The 17,812-nt window shown below is 30.3% G+C and carries 15 protein-coding genes; 6 read left to right on the top strand and 9 right to left on the bottom strand.

Annotated elements, in window-relative coordinates:
- Window positions 1-2: 2 nt before the first annotated feature.
- The 3 genes from HNP99_RS05520 to HNP99_RS05510 are packed head-to-tail and all read left to right on the top strand — an operon-like array spanning window position 3 to window position 3,355.
- Window positions 3-977 (top strand): ABC transporter permease, encoded by a 975-nt coding sequence (locus tag HNP99_RS05520; RefSeq protein WP_173852131.1) that lies wholly within the window; start codon window positions 3-5, stop codon window positions 975-977.
- 3 nt (window positions 978-980) lie between these two features.
- Window positions 981-2,471 carry a mannitol dehydrogenase family protein gene (locus tag HNP99_RS05515; protein ID WP_173852129.1) on the top strand — a complete coding sequence of 497 codons (1,491 nt, stop codon included), beginning with the start codon at window positions 981-983 and terminating at the stop codon, window positions 2,469-2,471.
- A gap of 5 nt (window positions 2,472-2,476) precedes the next feature.
- Window positions 2,477-3,355 (top strand): carbohydrate kinase family protein, encoded by an 879-nt coding sequence (locus tag HNP99_RS05510; protein ID WP_173852127.1) that lies wholly within the window; start codon window positions 2,477-2,479, stop codon window positions 3,353-3,355.
- 258 nt (window positions 3,356-3,613) lie between these two features.
- On the opposite strand, the gene HNP99_RS05505 is transcribed toward HNP99_RS05510, so the two are convergent.
- Window positions 3,614-5,098: a mannitol dehydrogenase family protein gene (locus HNP99_RS05505; RefSeq protein ID WP_173852125.1), complete on the bottom strand. Its 1,485-nt coding sequence runs from the start codon at window positions 5,096-5,098 to the stop codon at window positions 3,614-3,616.
- A gap of 377 nt (window positions 5,099-5,475) precedes the next feature.
- Between HNP99_RS05505 and HNP99_RS05500 the strand changes: the two genes are divergently transcribed.
- The gene (locus tag HNP99_RS05500; protein WP_371810442.1) at window positions 5,476-6,210 is read left to right on the top strand and encodes an NUDIX hydrolase; all 735 of its coding nucleotides are present in this window, start codon (window positions 5,476-5,478) and stop codon (window positions 6,208-6,210) included.
- 78 nt (window positions 6,211-6,288) lie between these two features.
- On the opposite strand, the gene HNP99_RS05495 is transcribed toward HNP99_RS05500, so the two are convergent.
- The 3 genes from HNP99_RS05495 to HNP99_RS05485 are packed head-to-tail and all read right to left on the bottom strand — an operon-like array spanning window position 6,289 to window position 8,275.
- Window positions 6,289-6,897, bottom strand: a complete 609-nt coding sequence (locus tag HNP99_RS05495) for a CHAP domain-containing protein (RefSeq protein ID WP_173852121.1) — start codon at window positions 6,895-6,897, stop codon at window positions 6,289-6,291.
- A gap of 32 nt (window positions 6,898-6,929) precedes the next feature.
- Window positions 6,930-7,469, bottom strand: a complete 540-nt coding sequence (locus HNP99_RS05490) for a cupin domain-containing protein (RefSeq protein WP_173852119.1) — start codon at window positions 7,467-7,469, stop codon at window positions 6,930-6,932.
- Between the two features lie 23 nt (window positions 7,470-7,492).
- Window positions 7,493-8,275 (bottom strand): fatty acid desaturase family protein, encoded by a 783-nt coding sequence (locus HNP99_RS05485; protein ID WP_173852117.1) that lies wholly within the window; start codon window positions 8,273-8,275, stop codon window positions 7,493-7,495.
- 694 nt (window positions 8,276-8,969) lie between these two features.
- Between HNP99_RS05485 and HNP99_RS05480 the strand changes: the two genes are divergently transcribed.
- Window positions 8,970-10,163, top strand: a complete 1,194-nt coding sequence (locus HNP99_RS05480; RefSeq protein ID WP_173852115.1) for a multidrug effflux MFS transporter — start codon at window positions 8,970-8,972, stop codon at window positions 10,161-10,163.
- Between the two features lie 12 nt (window positions 10,164-10,175).
- Here the strand turns inward: HNP99_RS05480 and HNP99_RS05475 are convergent, their stop codons facing one another.
- Window positions 10,176-11,462, bottom strand: coding sequence for an NAD(P)/FAD-dependent oxidoreductase (locus HNP99_RS05475; protein ID WP_173852113.1), 1,287 nt, complete (start codon window positions 11,460-11,462; stop codon window positions 10,176-10,178).
- A gap of 301 nt (window positions 11,463-11,763) precedes the next feature.
- On the opposite strand from HNP99_RS05475, the gene HNP99_RS05470 reads away from it, so the two are divergent.
- Window positions 11,764-13,047, top strand: coding sequence for a sensor histidine kinase (locus HNP99_RS05470; RefSeq protein ID WP_173852111.1), 1,284 nt, complete (start codon window positions 11,764-11,766; stop codon window positions 13,045-13,047).
- Window positions 13,048-13,078: 31 nt separating this feature from the next.
- Here the strand turns inward: HNP99_RS05470 and HNP99_RS05465 are convergent, their stop codons facing one another.
- The 4 genes from HNP99_RS05465 to HNP99_RS05450 form a co-directional block, all read right to left on the bottom strand.
- Window positions 13,079-14,125: a hypothetical protein gene (locus tag HNP99_RS05465; RefSeq protein WP_173852109.1), complete on the bottom strand. Its 1,047-nt coding sequence runs from the start codon at window positions 14,123-14,125 to the stop codon at window positions 13,079-13,081.
- 274 nt (window positions 14,126-14,399) lie between these two features.
- Entirely contained in the window at window positions 14,400-15,815 is a 1,416-nt protein-coding gene (locus HNP99_RS05460) for a glycine-rich domain-containing protein (RefSeq protein WP_173852107.1), read from the bottom strand.
- Between the two features lie 318 nt (window positions 15,816-16,133).
- Entirely contained in the window at window positions 16,134-16,934 is an 801-nt protein-coding gene (locus HNP99_RS05455; RefSeq protein ID WP_173852105.1) for a hypothetical protein, read from the bottom strand.
- Between the two features lie 76 nt (window positions 16,935-17,010).
- Window positions 17,011-17,652, bottom strand: coding sequence for a PA3715 family protein (locus HNP99_RS05450; protein WP_254596826.1), 642 nt, complete (start codon window positions 17,650-17,652; stop codon window positions 17,011-17,013).
- Window positions 17,653-17,812: the final 160 nt, after the last annotated feature.

Below are 17,812 nucleotides of genomic sequence, written 5' to 3'. Positions count from 1 at the left end.
AGATGAATTTAACTATAAAACAACAACTTAGCACTCCTGGTGGAATACTAAAGTTTTTAATAAAACACAATACAATTGTCATTTTTGTATTGCTAATGATTTTTTCAGCATTAATATCTGATGTGTTTTTTACAGAAACAAATCTTTCTAATTTACTAAAACAAGTAGCTGGTATTGGGGTTATTAGCATTGGTATGCTAATCGTAATCCTTACCGGAGGAATTGATCTTTCAGTTGGTTCATTAGTGGCTTTATTAGCGGTCACTTTTGCGCTTTTAATCAATTCAGTGCTTTTGCCTGTCGCAATTGTATTGACTATTCTATTAGGGTTTGCACTCGGGAGTATCTCAGGATATCTAGTCGCTTATCAAAAAATTGCTCCATTTATAGCCACATTAGCCTTAATGACTATCGCTAGAGGATTAGGTTTTATTTATTCTAAAGGTTCTCCTATCACATTCGATTCTGCTGGTGGAGCCTTCATGTCTGACTTTGCTAATAAATCTACTATTGGTATACCTAATATTGCTATTGTATTTTTCATTATTGTTGCAATGACTTCTGTAATGTTAAAATACAATGTATTTGGAAGGTTGGTAATCGCAATGGGAAGTAATGAGGAAGCTTCTCGCCTATCAGGAATTAAAGTAAACAAATATAAATTTTTAGTATACGCTATTTCAGGTTCATTAGCAGCCGTAGCGGCTATTATTACCGCTTCAAGAACAAATTTAGGTTCTCCTAATATGGGCGTTTCTTGGGAGTTAGATGCTATTGCTGCTGTAGTTATTGGTGGTGCAAGTTTAAATGGCGGAAAAGGAACTGCAATAAACACCTTAATGGGAGTACTTATTTTAGGATTAATAGGGAACATCTTGAACTTATTAAATGTACCATCCTACCCACAACAAGTGGTAAAAGGGGGTATTATCATTTTAGCAGTATTATTTCAAAAATTCGAAGGCAAAAAACAATAAATCATGAAACATATTACATTAAGCAACAGCAGTTTGAAAGAACTTGCTGATAGGGTTGCTGTACCCAATTATAACCGAGAAAATATCAAAACAGGTATCGTACACGTAGGTGTTGGAGGCTTTCATAGAGCGCACCAAGCCATGTACTTAGACCAATTATTACACGACAAAGCAAATGCTAATTGGGGGATTTGTGGCGTGGCTTTATTATCTTTTGATCAAAAAATTTACGACACATTAAAAGCCCAAGATGGTTTATATACTTTAGTCGTAAAAGAACTTGACGGAACTTTAACAAAGCGCGTTATTGGGTCTATTACAGAGTATTTATTTGCTCCAGATAGCCCAAAAGCAGTAATTCAAAAAATGGCAAATCCTGATGTGAAAATTATTACATTGACAATAACAGAAGGAGGCTATAACCTGAATGAAGCTACGGGCGAATTTAATTTAGAGAATCCACAAATTATTCACGATAGTAAAAATGCTACTACTCCAAAAACTATTTTTGGGTACTTAACCCAAGCATTAAAACTCCGTAAAGAAAATAATAGTGGCGCAGTGACACTACTTTCTTGCGATAATATTGAAGGTAATGGAGCTGTTGCTAAAAAAATGCTTTCGGCATACGTAAGGTTTGTTGAGCCAGATTTATTGCCATGGATTGAAGCTAATGTTTCATTCCCTAATAGTATGGTAGACCGCATCACACCAGCTACTGTAGCAAGTGACATAGCTGAACTTGAAAATGTTTCAGGAATTGAAGATCAATGGCCTGTGGTTTGCGAATCTTTTCAGCAATGGGTTGTAGAGGATAAATTTATTGCTGGTAGACCTAATTTAGAGTCAGTTGGCGTACAGTTTGTCACTGATGTTGAGCCTTTTGAAAAAATGAAATTGGGTTTATTAAATGCTGGTCATTCAGTTATTGGGATTCTAGGAAGTTTACTGGGTTACAATACCATTGATGAAGCAATTAGCCACCCTGAAATTGGCACTTTTTTAGCTAATTATTTAGATAATGAAGTTACTCCTACCCTACACGACCTTGAAGGTGTTGATTTACCTAAATACAAAAAAACTTTAATAGCTCGTTTTAGTAATATTTATATTAAAGATCAAGTTGATCGCATTTGTTCTGAAACTTCTGCTAAGATTCCTAAATTCATTTTACCAACCGTTCAAGCACAACTAAAATTAAACGGAACCATTACTAATGCTGCTTTTATAATTGCTGCATGGGCAATTTATTGCTTAGGTGTGAATGAAAAAAACGAAAAAATAAATATCAAAGACGCTTTGTCGGATACGCTTTTCGCGAAAGCAATACTAGCTACAGACAATCCTAAAATTTTCATTGAAAATGAAGAAGTTTTTGGAAAATTAAGCCAATCAGCGGTTTTTTCTGAAGCTTATTCTAAAGCTTATCAAGATATTACTATTTTTGGTATAGAAAAATGTCTAATAGCATTGAACAGTAAACTTTTAAAATAAAAAAGATGATAAAAGCGACTTGTTTTGGAGAAATATTATGGGATGTATTTCCTACTCATAAAAAAATTGGGGGAGCACCTCTTAATGTTGCGGTTAGATTAGCGTCTATGAATAATGAAGTCGCTTTAATTAGCCGCGTAGGAAAAGGAAAAAAAGGAAAGGAACTAATTGATTTTTTGAATAAGAGCAACGTTGATACTAAAGCAATTCAGATTGACACCAAATATAAAACCGGAAAAGTAAAAGTGACTTTAGACGAAAAAGGTTCGGCTACTTATGATATCATGCAACCTAGAGCTTGGGATTATATTGAACTTACACAAACGGCTTTAGACTTAGTTAAAGCTTCGGATGTTTTTATTTACGGTAGTTTGGCTTCACGAAATATAACCTCAAAAGAGACTTTGTACGAACTATTAAAAGTAGCTAAATATAAAATTTTTGACGTCAATTTACGCCAGCCTTATTACACTGCTGTAGTCTTAGAATACTTGATGACACAAGCAGATTTCATCAAGTTTAATGATGACGAAATCTACGAAGTTGCCGGATTACTGGGTTCTACAAATCAGTCTTTTGATCATACCATTTTGTTTATTGCTGAGAAAACTAATGCTAAATGTATTTGTGTAACTAGAGGGAGTCAAGGTGCTGTATTATATATAGATAATACTTTTTATTACAACTCAGGATACCATGTTGAAGTAGTAGATACGGTAGGCGCTGGAGATTCATTCTTGGCTACAATTATTAGTAAATTAATGAAAAATAGCAACCCCCAAGAAGCTATAGATCATGCTTGTGCAATAGGTGCATTAGTAGCAAGCCGCGAAGGTGCTAATCCAAAAATAGAGGAAAAAGAAATTCTTAATTTGATAGGGTAAACATCTCTTTTAAACTATAAAAATTATCCCTAGAACAATATGCTTAAAATCTAATTAAGAATGCTGATCTTATTTTTTTTAGCTTCTAATTAAATTAAAAAACTTGAACTAAATAATTTCACAAATTAATTACGCAGCTAATTATTAATTCTATTAAAAATAGCAATTGTTTATTTATGTTTGTTTGTAATAATTGTTGATTAAACTTCATAATTCATTTTATGAAGTTTTTTTTTATCCAAAATTTTAAATCCATTACTAGTTCAAAATCATTTTTTTTATACAACTTTTCACATCGTTTGCACGCAATTGCATAAGTGCCTCTATATATGAAGAAGCAAAGGTTTCATTTTGACTCAAATCTCCAAAAATAGCTTTAATTTCAATAAATTTTATTGGGTTTTGTATCGAAAGTGCTGCTGTTCTAATCAATGTTCCACTCATGGTATCTAAGATATTATAGCTGTTTTCGTTATCATCAACGCCATCATTATACTTCGCCCATGCTGCAATAACAAAGGCTGCTCTTTTAATATTTTGATCGTTTAGTAATTGGTGTTTAACGGTAGGCAATATAAACAACGGAATCTTAGCAGAACTTTCCTGGCAAATACGAAACAATTGGTCATTAATATGCGGATTCAAAAATCGAGAAACTAGACTATTTTTATATTCAGTAATGCGTTCATTATTTGAATCAGTTAGAGTTGGCGTAACTTCATCATCAAGAAAAGATTTTAGAAAAAACATAAAATCGTTGTCGCTAGCCGCTTCATAAACCGTTTTATAACCATGTAAAGTTCCTAAAATTCCTAAAATAGAGTGACTGGCATTAAGTAACCTTAATTTTAAGTTTTCGTAGGGACCTATATCTTTAGTAAACTGCACTCCTACCTTCTCTAAATTGGGTCTTGCGTGAACAAATTTATCTTCAATAACCCATTGTGAAAAAGGCTCGCAAACCACTGGCCATTGATCGCTAATAGCAAAATCATCTTTGAGCATACTAATGTCGTTCGAATTTGTGATAGGTGTGATTCGGTCAACCATCGTATTGGGAAAACTAGTGTTTTTAGTAATCCAATCTAAGAGTTCTGGTGCTGTTTTACTCACGTAATCAAACAAAGACTGTTTCATTGTATCGCCGTTAGACTTTATATTGTCGCAGGAAAGAAGAGTACAACCGGGTAGGTTTCGCGCTTTTCGTAATTTAAAAGATTGAGTTAGATAGCCAAAAACAGTTTTTGGATTAAAAGGATTTTTAACATCATCACTCACAGCAGGGTGATTAATATCAAAAGCACCAGTAATTTCATTTAATAAGTAACCGTCCTCAGCAATAGTAAGCGATATTATTTTAATTTCAGGGCTAGCCATTTTTTCGATAACTGCTAATGGATTTTCAGGACCATAAAAATATTCTACAACTGAACCTATAACTTTCGCTTTATGCGCACCATTAGACTCCTTAGTGTATAAAGTATAAAGACCGTCTTGGTCTTTTAGAATATTATAAATTTTTCTGTCGGAATCTAATAAATCGACACCACAAATTCCATGATTAAGCTCTTTGTATTTATCGATTAATTCATGGATGTAATACGCTTGATGCGAACGATGAAAATTGCTCACTCCTATATGTAAAATGCTCGTTTTAATTAAATCACGATTATAAGAGGGAACGGCAACATTAGCAGGCAATGAACTTAAATTTTCTGCATTGAGATAAAAGAATTTTGCCATATTATTGCGTAACTAGAAATTTAATTTTGATTGCTTTTTTAAATGTTTAAAAATACACAATTATAATTGAAATATAATGGTTTTAAATAAGGAATTGAGTCAGTAATTAGAATACAATAAATAATAAATTGAATTCAGAAAATGTATTTGTACAATAGTAACTAGGTCTTAATGAGAAAAATGTTCTGCTTTGTTTTTACAGTTTCTTAAATCAATTTTCAAAACAAATAATAATAGAAAAACTCGAGTACAATCTTCTAAAACAAAACCGTTAGAATAACAGTCAAAAGCTTAAAATAATTATATTTGTAAGGTGTACTATTTTATTGCTAATGCAACTTTGAATTATGGACTTTAGAAAAATAAATAACTTATCTGTGGAATGTGTTATATTTGGTTTAGACACAGATAACCTCAGTGTTTTATTAAAAAAAAGAACCCTAAACTTATTCGATGATAACTACCCTGTAATAGACGATTGGATCTTGCCGGGACAAAATGTTTTTAAAAGCAATAATTTAGCACAATCTGCTGATAATATTTTAAAAACCATTACTAGTGAACAATTTGGTAACAAGAAACAATTTAGAACATACGGAAGCCACAAAAGAGTTCAAACTGACAAGGATTTACTATGGATTAGAAGTAAAGGTGGTGAAACCCGCAATCTTACTGTAATTTATTATTTAACGCTACCATTAGAAAATATTATTCTTGAAAAGAATAGCGATTTTAAATGGTTTGCCATAAATACGTTACCCGAAATAGGATTCGATCATCAAAACATCATCAACGATGCTTACGATGATCTGAAAACCAAAATTATGACTGAGCCCATTATGTTTGATTTGGTTCCAACCAAATTCACTTTGAATGAGTTACAATCAGCATTTGAAATCTTATTAAATATTGAACTCGACAACAGGAACTTTAGAAAAAAAGCAATCAGTAAACCCTATATTGTACCTTTAGAAGACAAGCGTAAAGTAGGAATTTCTAAAAAACCCTCTAAACTCTATATGTTTAGTAAAGATGTATTTGATAAACTAACTGAAAAGGACAATATCATTAGTACGATTTTAGTATTAGTAATAAAAATGATGGTTATTTAGGTTAATTAGAATTGTTGACATCATTTTAACCTTTATAAAATCAACGTATTTTGTATTGTAAAACAATATGATGCCTTACTATTCTGCTTTTTCTTTTCTTAACCAACCTAAAATGCGCTCATTCTCAATTTGCCATTTTCCATCTTTATATTTAAGACCATAATTAACTCTTGATGGACTAAAAGGGCCTGGATTTTGTTGTATTATTTCAATTTCATTTTCTGTTACATTTGAAATTATTGCTACATGTCCGTACTTATTAAAAACGGTACCGCTAAAAATCACAAGATCACCATTTTTCGGATTTGCCAAACTTGGATTGGTATATTGTATTAAATTACGCTTCTCATTTTTCTTTCCGTCAGCAACTGAATGGTCAAAAAAGTCTTTAGCATGTCCATAACTGTCTGGCATTTTATCATTAAAATGTTCATAATAATATCTTTTTACAAACTCAACACATTGATATTTTAATCCTAAATTATAACCGTCACTTGTTGTATTTCTCCCTGTAACATTATTTACACCACCGTTATAATAAACAACTACGCCATTGATACTATCTAGTTTTTGACCAATAGTAAAATTGTTATTAAAGTTGAATTTTTTAAAAGACCAAACACTAATTAAACTTAAAATAACGATAACGATTCCGATTACTATGTATTTCCACGATTTAATTTTCATTTTGTTTATTTAATAATTTATACAACAGTTATTTAATAACAATACTTCTTGACTATTTTTTTCTCTAATCCCGTAATCTTACCAATAAATGCCAAAGATAGTATTCCTGTTTTTTGAATAAAAAGTGGCAAATCAGGAACATAAGCATCCATCATTTTTATAGCGATAGCCATATAAAATATATTTGTAGGTAGTCCGTTTTTATAAATTTTTCCATCTTGAGCTAAGCCGTATATTATTTGTAATCCATTTTTAATTTGGATTGATGGTGTTATCACTACTTCAAAAATCACATTCTTTCCAGATTTATTTATAAATTGATGACGATCTAATGCGCTAATAACTAATTCATTATTGGATTTAAGTACACTTTCAATGTTATTCACAATTACATTTAATTCTCCTTCAATAATTGTAAATTTTTCCGTTATTTTTGTATGATAATGAACCCCAGATTGCCCTCCATTTGGCTTTAAAAAAGTCCTAAAAATCAACTTTTCATCCGACTCAAAAAGAATTTCAATTTCATCCTTTATTACTGGATTTGAAAACCTATTGTTACTTCCTAACATTTAAAGACCATTTTAGTTAGTTATTAAAATATTTGTTTCTTCTCTATTTCAGGAATTGCTTGATCAATCCTTCTGGCCAGTTCAGGAAGTTTTATAGTTGGAATTGCAGGAAATAAATGATGTTCTAAATGATAAAACATACTAAATGTTATTTTATTTTTCCAATTACTTCTTTGAGTACGAGCTAAACTAGGATTTTCGTGAGTATCATGATGCACGGTCCAAACAGCAAAAAATGCCATTAAAAATTCCCCTATAATCATTATTGTCATATGATAGTATAGCAAATATATATTGAAATAAAATGCAATTGCTATAAGAATCATAATTGAAAAAAGCTCAATCAACATGTTTTTACGGTACTTTTTACTTCCTATTTTCCATGTAATTTGGTGAATTTTAAAAACGTGAATAGGTCCATAAAGTATTGCTCCATACCAAGTCATGTGCGCCGATTTCCCTTCTTGATCTTCGTCTGTTAAGCAATATTTATGGTGTCTCAAATGATTAAATTTAACTGCATGAATTGAAACCATCATTAAAACACTATTTATATACAAGGATAGCCTAGTCAAAAACTTATTTGTTCCAAGGGAATTGTGAAATCCGTTGTGCACTTGTCTTAACCCAGTTAAAAAAAAGAAAGCTGAGAAAGGAAGTGCAATCCAATAATATTCAAAATAAGCTAGAATCCATGATGATAATGCCCAAGGAATAGTTAGATTATTTTCAATAAGCATTTCTTTCAAAGATAATTTCCTTAAATCTTGCCACTCTACTTTTTTTAATATTTCTTGATGTGTCATTTTTTTATTTTATTGAAATCATTTTTTTATCAGTTATGATAAATTTTAAGCGCAGCATAATAATAAGATAGTTATCAACTCCGCTTGAACTGACAATTGTACTGTTTTATAAAGAGTAGGGTATTAAATAGTCGTTTAAACCTCTATTTAATTTACTTGTTATTTAAATTCAATTAGTTTTTCATTGGGCAAGTCATATTCAAATAATTTATTAGCATCTCCAACCTCGTAATACAACCACTTTATTGTATTTACTCTATGTTCAAAAAACAAAACAAATACGGTCTAATTTATTGCTACCAAACCCGATTGATTTCTAATTTCAAATATATACTATTCTACTGAATCTTCTGATTAATTTTTATAATATGTATCTAATAAAGTAGCGGTAATTTGCAATGTGAATAGTATGAAAAACCATAAATAGTGTTGATTTTTGTAGTTTTTTAGCCTTGATAGCAGTGAAAAGCCTTTGCGAGCGGAGAACCATTTTTTTCTGGTTGTGGTAGAGCGACCAGCGGAAGCTCCTGCCACAACCTAGAAAAAAGGTTTGAAGCCGCAAAGCTTGTAATGCATAGCGAGAATTGCTCCTAAAGAAAAAAATCGGTAATTATATAGATTTTATAGCAAGAAATTTGGAATTTTTTTAGGGTTTTATTTTTCTAACTTTGCCCGAAATTAAATTTTGCATTTCATGACTAAAGCTAAATATTTCAAATTAATCTTAATTCTGGGTTCACTTACTGCATTAGGACCGTTCTCAATAGATATGTACTTACCTGGGTTCTCTGGAATTGCTAAAGATTTGAATACTTCGGTGGCTAAAGTAGCCATGACTTTGTCTAGTTATTTCATTGGAATATCAGCTGGACAGTTGCTTTATGGTCCGCTATTAGATCGTTTTGGTAGAAAAAAACCACTGTTTATTGGACTTTTGGTTTACATTTTGGCATCATTAGGTTGTGTTTTTGTCAAAGACATTGACACTTTTATAGGTTTGCGATTTATACAAGCTGTGGGGAGTTGTGCTGCTACGGTGGCGTCAGTTTCTATGGTACGTGATTTATTTCCCGTGCGTGATATTCCAAAAGTATTTTCGTTATTAATGCTGGTTGTTGGGCTTTCGCCAATGTTAGCGCCTACGGTAGGTGGTTATGTAACGGATTATTACGGATGGCATACCGTGTTTTTTATCTTGATGTGTATCGGAATTTTGATTATGCTGGCGGCACAATTTGGTTTACCTGACAGTTATGCTCCAGACAAAACGATTTCGCTAAAACCAAAACCAATTATCTTGAATTTTATGACTGTGCTTAAAGAGCCGCAGTTTTATACGTATGCCTTTACAGGTGCAATTGCCTTTTCGGGATTGTTTACTTACGTGGCGGCCTCTCCTATTTTATTTATGGATGTTTATAAAGTAGACCCCAAAACTTACGGTTGGATTTTTGCGTTTATGTCCTTGAGTTTTATTTTGGCTAGCCAATTGAACTCGCTTTTACTAAAGTGGTTTACTAGTGAACAAATGATTTATGGCGCTTTATTAGTACAAACAATTGTTGTTGTTGCCTTTTTTATTGCAGCTCAAAACGATCTTTTAGGATTATACGGAACCATTGCCATGCTATTTTTATTTCTAGCCTGTATAGGAATCTCTAATCCCAACACGGCAGGTTTAACACTGGCTCCGTTTACTAAAAACGCAGGAAGTGCCTCTGCTTTAATGGGCGCTATTCAATTAGGCTTAGGTGCATTAGCTTCTTTTGCCGTTGGGATTTTCTTGAAAGATTCTATGGTACCTATGGTGGTAATCATGGCGGTAGCTACTATTGCTGCTTTTATTGTTTTAAATATTGGAAAACGAAAAATAAAAGTAAAATACTAAATCAGTTTTGGTTTAACAAGCTGTTTCAGTAGGGTTGTTTTTATTTTTTTTATCAGGTCTAATAATCATACGTAAAGATTGATCACTTGCAAAATAAGCAATCATCCAGTTATAGAACGTTTTGATTCGGTTTCGATAAGTTATCAATGAAATTAAATGCACAAACAACCAAATTGCCCAAGCAAAAAAGCCTTTAAAATGCATTTTTGGTTTAGGTAAATCAACTACGGCTTTATTTTTCCCGATGATTGCCATTGATCCTTTATCATTGTATTTAAAAGGAACAAAAGGTTTTTTATCCATCATAAATTTAAAGTTCTTTGCAAGGTTTATTCCTTGTTGAATCGCTACTTGTGCTACTTGTGGATGCCCGTTAGGAAAATCAGTGTCAGTAGTTTGAATACAGGTATCTCCTATTGCATAAATATTATTAGTAGCATTGACTTTATTGAAAGCATCTGTTACCATACGCTTACCACGACCATAACTTTCTGTAGGAATTCCTTCAAAAACTTTGGCTGAAACTCCTGCTGCCCAAATCAAATTTTTTGTTTGTATGGTATCTCCATTAGACATAAAAACCGTATCGTCTTTATAATCGACTACTTGAACATTAAGTTTTACTACAACACCTAAACCCGTTAATGCGTCATAAGTGTCTTGCTGTGACTCCTTGCTCATAGGAGCTAACAAAGCATTACCTCCATCTACTAAATAGATATTACTTGCAGCAGTTGCTAGTTCAGGATATTCTTTTAGAAAAATACTCTTTTTCATTTCGGCAAACATTCCAGAAACCTCTACTCCTGTAGGTCCTCCTCCTGCAACTACAATTGTCATATAGGCTCTACGCTTGCGAATGTCTTTACAAATTGCGGCTTTTTCTAAATTTTTCAAAATGGTATTTCGCATTTCGATGGCGTCGTTAAGCGTCTTCATTGGTATGGCATTTTTCTTTACATTTTCCATTCCAAAATAACTTGTCTCTGCTCCTGTAGCAAAAACCAACTGATCGTAATGCAACTCGCCGTTGTGAAGGATAATTTTATTTTCTGCGGGAACAACGCTTTGCAATTTCCCTAAGCGGAATTGCAAATTTTTCTTACCAGCAAAGAATTTTCTAAACGGGTAACTTATACTTGATGGTTCTAAAAAAGCTGTTGCAACTTGATAAATTAAAGGTGGAAAAAAATTATAATTGTTTTTGTCCACTAAGGTAACGTGAATTCCTTTTTGGTTCAGTAATTCTTTAGCTAAGTTTAATCCTGCAAATCCACCGCCTATGATAACAATTTCCATATAATTTTTTATTTATTATTCTAATAAAATAGTTGTTTATAAAACTAATGTTTCTTTTAATCTACATAATTACCAAGGATCATTTTAAGAATCAATTTGTTTTTGAAGCTTTTTTATCGAAAATTATGTTGACCACCAGTCTAGTGATAAATATACGTCAATTATCAAAATCAAATGAATCAAAACTATTAAAAAAGGGTTAAAAGTTTGCAAAAAAACTAAGCAATTATTAATTTGTAATTATTACTAATTGATTTCAATCGCCCTGTTTTTTTTGTAACTTGCATAAAACAAGATATTTATGATGTTTAGACAAAAATGGCTAAATTTGATTGGTAATAAGGAAGAATTCTCACTTGAGAAACGTGTCTTTCATGGTGTTTGTTTAATCACCTCTCTTGTCCTTTTAATCTCATTTCCGGCTAATTTTTTTCTAGGTCTTATCATTTTTGGCTACGTACTATTAGTAGTGCTTATTTTACTATTAATCTTATTTTATTTTTCTCGTTATAGAAGTCATTCTAAAGCAACATTTGCCATTTATGTTAGTTTTATGTCGATGGTGTTAGTGGTAGGATACCTCTTTAATTGTGGAATCGATGGCCCTGTTATATTAATTTTTGCAATAACTTTTGTGATTCTTGCTGCAATTGTCCAAAAAAAACATTTGTTGTTTTGGATGCTTTTTCAGCTTTTTATTGCCTATGCTCTACTCTACTTAGAATACCACTATCCTGACATTATTATTATTCATTATGAAAAACGCTCTTTTCGGTTTCTAGATACTGCTTTAACAATAGGGATTTTGTTATTGACGATCTATTTAACCATACGTTATCTTAAAATTAACTACCGCCAGCAGCAAGATTTATCTAATAAAAAGAATGAAGAACTCGCTAAAGCTAATGCCACTAAAGACAAATTATTTTCTATTATTTCGCATGATCTAAGATCGCCATTTAATGCTTTAATTGGCTTGAGCCAAATGCTAAAAGAAAATCAAGATGAACTAGACGAAGCTGAAAAAGAGGATTTTGTAAACGCAATTTATGAGACTTCGACTAAAACGTTTTATCTACTGCAAAACTTACTAGAATGGTCGCTTTCGCAAACAAATGAAATCCAATTTTCACCCCAAGAAATTAATTTAAAACAATTAGTAAACGATGCTTTATCCATGCCTTTAGAAGTTGCTAAAAGTAAGGAAATCGAAATAGAAGTCATTATTCCTGAAAATCAATTCATTGTAGCTGATAAAAATATGATGGAGACAGTATTGCGGAATATAGTCTCTAACGCCATAAAATTCACTGAAAGTCAAGGGGAAATTATTATCACGTCACATATTGATAATAAAGGTACAACGCTTAAAGTTGCAGATAATGGTATAGGAATGACTGAGGCGACTCTTAGTACTTTATTTGATCAAAATACAATTCCAGTCCCGCAAGAAATTATTATTGATCGCGGCATGGGATTAGGACTCATGCTTTGTAAAGATTTTGTTGAAAGACATGAGGGGAAAATTTGGGCCGAAAGTGATCCAGGAAAAGGAACTACTTTTTATATTTTTATTAAAAAATAAAAGCAATACAATAATTTTAAAAATTCTAGTATTATACCTTTTTTAAATGGTCCGCTTTAGAACTTAACTTATAATAGGAACGGAAATTACCAAAAGCGACATATATAAGTACTATTCCAAAAATGGAAAAAAAACCGATACCCATATAATTATTTTCAATTTCATCATCGCTTACACCTTTTAAATCAATGTAACTCCGTTTATTTTTATCCATTAACTGTTTTACATGAATAGTTGAATAACGTAAATATTGATCAACTAAATTTAAAGGTGTAATGCAACTAATTTTTTTATCGTAATCTTCCTTGTCTATTCCAACAATAATTTTTTCTCCAGGCTTAAAATTGCTGATTAACTCCGCTTTATTATTAATATTATAATAATAGAAACTTAAAATTTTAAATTCATATGAGGGATATTCCTTTAAATGAAACAGCAAATATTTTGAATTTTTACTTCCATGACCTACTATCATTTCATCTTGCATGGTAGCTGTGAAATATTTAAACCTGTTATTTTTTAATATATCAAAATCATAAAAAAAGGACGAGAAATAAAAAAAAACTCCAGAGATTAATATAGTTATTATACCATATTTTAAGAAATTAGGTTGCTTAAGTAGTGCATTTAATTTTGTGTCTTGTTTTATATTAGCTGTAATTTTTTTAAAGAATTCATTAAAATTAACGTATTCCGAATCAATAAATGTAATTTTAACTTCATTGTTTAAAACCAAATAATATTCAGTCCAAAAGTTGTATTTACCTTCAAAATATTCTGAGTAATGTGTTTTAATATCTTTGAAGTGATATCTTTTTAATTTAAATAATCTTTTAATCTCAAAATAATTTTCATACACAAAAATTCGCTTTTGATTTAATAAATGGAAAATTAAATAAATAACTATTGAGCCAAGCGCTAGAAAACTTGCTATCTTACTATTTTCATCAAAGGAATTAGACGTTTTAAAATTTATATTTATCAAATAAATAAAACCTAAAATCATAATAATACCAAGAATAATTATCATAGTGATAAATTCACTTTTTTGAGACCGAGCAATCAATTTCTGTTCCATATATAATGCAATCTATTTTTAAATTATAATTCTATTTGGGAAACTTTGATTTGACTATAATACTTCTCTATTAAAGTTCTTTATCCAAAGGTACTTTTTGGGATATTAATTTATAAAAACCATCAGCAATAACTACAAGACTAAAACTACAGCTAGAGTTAAAATCATAACTAATTTCTACTACTGAAATTCCGCGTTTAAAACAAATTAAGTTTAATTTTTTTCACAGTATTTCAAGATTAATAAAGAGAATAAAACTTAAAATTTAATACTATTAATCCCCACAACCACCACAGCTGCTACAAGAACTACCACAGCTACTTCCACAGGAGCTTCCACAACTACTATTGCTTCTGCTATTACTATTATTTTCAACATAATTAACTAATGGTACAAATGCTGTTGTTAGAACCGCTGGACCCATTAAAAAATAATTCCATTGCCAGTTATTTTCAATATTTCTAGTTGGTAAAATATCTTTTTTGTACATTTCTGGTAATGTTTGAATACACACCAATTTTGTCAAACGATTTAAATAATAAATAATTGCTATTAGTAAAAATAGCATAGTAATAAAAATTTGGGTCACTGGTTTATCTCTAGAAATCCCCATTACTAATCTTATAAAACCCAATAATAATATTGTAGCCAAAACAGCAAAATTTATATAGAATAAATAACCAAATTTAACCGACTTGTTGAAGTACTTTTTAAACGCATCCATGCAATTACTAACGTTTTCATAAATAGGTTTGTTAACTAACTGCTTAGCTAAAACAGGATAAAAAGATTTTCCAATTTCTTTTGAAACCCGAATCGTCTCTATAGCTTCTTTAGTATTTAATAATGACTTTTTCATTGTAGCTAACGCCGTAATAGTTTTGGGTTTAACCTTAGTTTTTGAAGTATTTACAACTCGAATAGTATTATCAGCATTAATTTTTAATGCTTTATTGTCAATTAATTCGTTTACAAAACCATTGATTACATTGGTCAGTTTTTGTGTCTTAAGATAAACTAACTCATAAGGTTCTAATTTATAAATGAAGGATTGTGAATCAGAAGAAAGAAGTATTTTTTTTAGATAATAGCGATTTATAAGTTCTAGACCTATAAATACAATAATGATTAAACTTATAAATAACAGCACAAAATTGGGATTGTGGATTTGTAAATAAATGGGTTTCAGCAAACTGTAAGAAGGTAATATTAAAGCAATAAAAACCAAAATTCCGAATACTAAAAAGGTTCTTAACTTGATTGTTACCTTCTTTAAGTTCAAGCTTTCGTACATGCCACTGTATTCCCAAAAGATATTTGATGGTTCACCAAAACTTTCTGAGTACAGCTTTTTTGTTCGTTCTTTTGCTTGTTTAAATTTATCAAAATCTTCTTTATTATGGGTAGACGGTATGTGTTGCACCTGCTTTCCTATTAAAGTGCAAAACTCTTGATAGGATTGAGTAAAAATTAAATGCTGATGCCAAACAGTATCTACAATTTCTGAGGGCGAAACCATATAATTTGAAGTTGCCGCCAAGTACATGAATTTCTTATATTCTAGAATCGCAACAGCCGTAAAGTCATTGGTCCAATAATTTTCATTTGCAAGCCGCGTACTAAATCCATATTCACTTGGTGGATTGTCTAAATCAAATTTTAAAATACTATTCCAAAGCTCATTATTCATATTTATTGTGGTTTTGTTGCTAATACCATACATTTATAAAACATTCAATTGTCATATTGAGCGGAGTCAAGAAACACTGTTACATTTGGGTTCCGCTCAATATAAAAAAACAGATTAGACTATACTCTCTAATTATTAGTATAACTTCAAATTAGTATCTATAATCAAGTCTTATTATTACAAAAAATGAATCAAATATATACAATATGGTATATTCAAAAAAAAAATCTTTATCTAATACTTTAATTATTTATAATCCTGAAAAAATCTAATTCTGTTAAACATTAGGTAGCTCAAAATACATTATAACTGATATTTTTATTCAAATTCTGTCTTATAATAGTTATATTTTTTTATCCATTTATCATTTTCATAGACTTCTTCATAACCTTTTACATAAAAACTGTTATCCGTTTTCCATACAATTTTTTCAATAGCAAAGTTGGTAGAATTGTAGCTTGCATATTCGCTTAAATAAGTTCTCGGATTTGATTTGTCGTTAATTTTCAAAATTCCAATGTCACAATTTTTATGTTTATAAGTCGAATTGTAATAATAAACAAAGTATTTATTATTAATAGAAGGAATTGGTAATTCTACGCTTCCGTCTCCAAATGAGATAATATTATAAACAAAATCATTCAAACTATCCAATAGAAAGAAATCTCCAAAACCTAAATTATCAGAAGTTGAATTTTCTGTAATCGCAAATAATTCAGAATCAGTATAATATCCTAAATACTCAAATCCGCTCCAACTATCTTGACCTCCATAATCCTTATATTTTTTAAATTTATGTTTAGTTAGCGCTGTTTTAACGTAAAAAAAATCATCATTTTGTTCTGGTTTTGAAGTTTGAATATATTTTTTTTCCTGATCAAGTAATAAAAAATCTTTTTCAGTAACTGTATCAAAAGTTAATTTTATTAATTTTTCATAATTGTCATTATAACCAATAGTAACTTTTTTTAAACTGTCTATTTTTAATTCTATTTGTCTTGAACTTAAATTAATTTTAGAAATTGTATCAGTTATTGTTGCACTGGTATATTTTGTTGCATTTCTTTCATTACAAGAATTAGTTACTATAATTAATGCTAAATAGATTGTAATTCTCATTTTTTTTATTTTCAAAATACTAGTTAACTAATTGGTAATAAAATAATTGCGGAATAAAAGACAAGCGGTACAGCTTTTATTTGTATTCCGTTCCATTATATTTTAATTTTTTTAATGTTGTGTGGATTTTTTTCTTCTCTACACAATCTTCGTTAGTTGGAATATTTATAGTTTCTGTCTTTATTGTTTTAACAATTAAATTATTAAAATTTTCAGATTGCATTTTGTCAATACTGATTATAGAATTATTGTTTTCAAATTCTCCTGCACAATTTGTATCCCATTCTCCGCGAAATTCTGAAATAGTTAAATTCTTTAATACTTGTTTTAAAATATTATTTTCTTCAATAAACAATGATAAAACTGTTTGATTATATGGATTTGCTCGGCTACTTCCAATATAGTTTACTCGTATTCCAAATGCTCTGTGTTTTCTATTTAAATTGTATAATCCGGTATCGATTTCTATGCTTGAAAGCATTACAGCATCAGATGTCCAAGCATTTGGTTGATAAAATTTATATAGAATTTCTCCTGTTACATTGTTAGCAACAATAATATATTCATCTAATTCAAAATAGTAATTGTTATATTCATCTTTTTCATTTATTGTATATTTTGGAATTACAATAACTGTTCTATCTGCTGAATTTGGTAATTTTTTTTCTGAAATTAATTCTAATTTAACTTCGCTTTTTTTAATTTTTAATTGGTTCAATACATTACTTAATAAAAGACTATCCTGTATTTGAGAAAATGACAGTTGCGAAAACAGTAAATAAGTGAAAATTAAAAATATTTTTGGTGTTTTCATTTTCTTTCGTTTTTTGGTATTACCTACTAATGTTTCGAGGCTTTTCGGGTAGCGTTGCGATAGC

It is taken from the genome of Flavobacterium gelidicaeli, assembly GCF_013294005.1.
Taxonomy (GTDB): domain Bacteria; phylum Bacteroidota; class Bacteroidia; order Flavobacteriales; family Flavobacteriaceae; genus Flavobacterium.
Note: the sequence above shows the minus strand (reverse complement) of the source record. Positions and strands in the feature narration are given on the sequence as shown.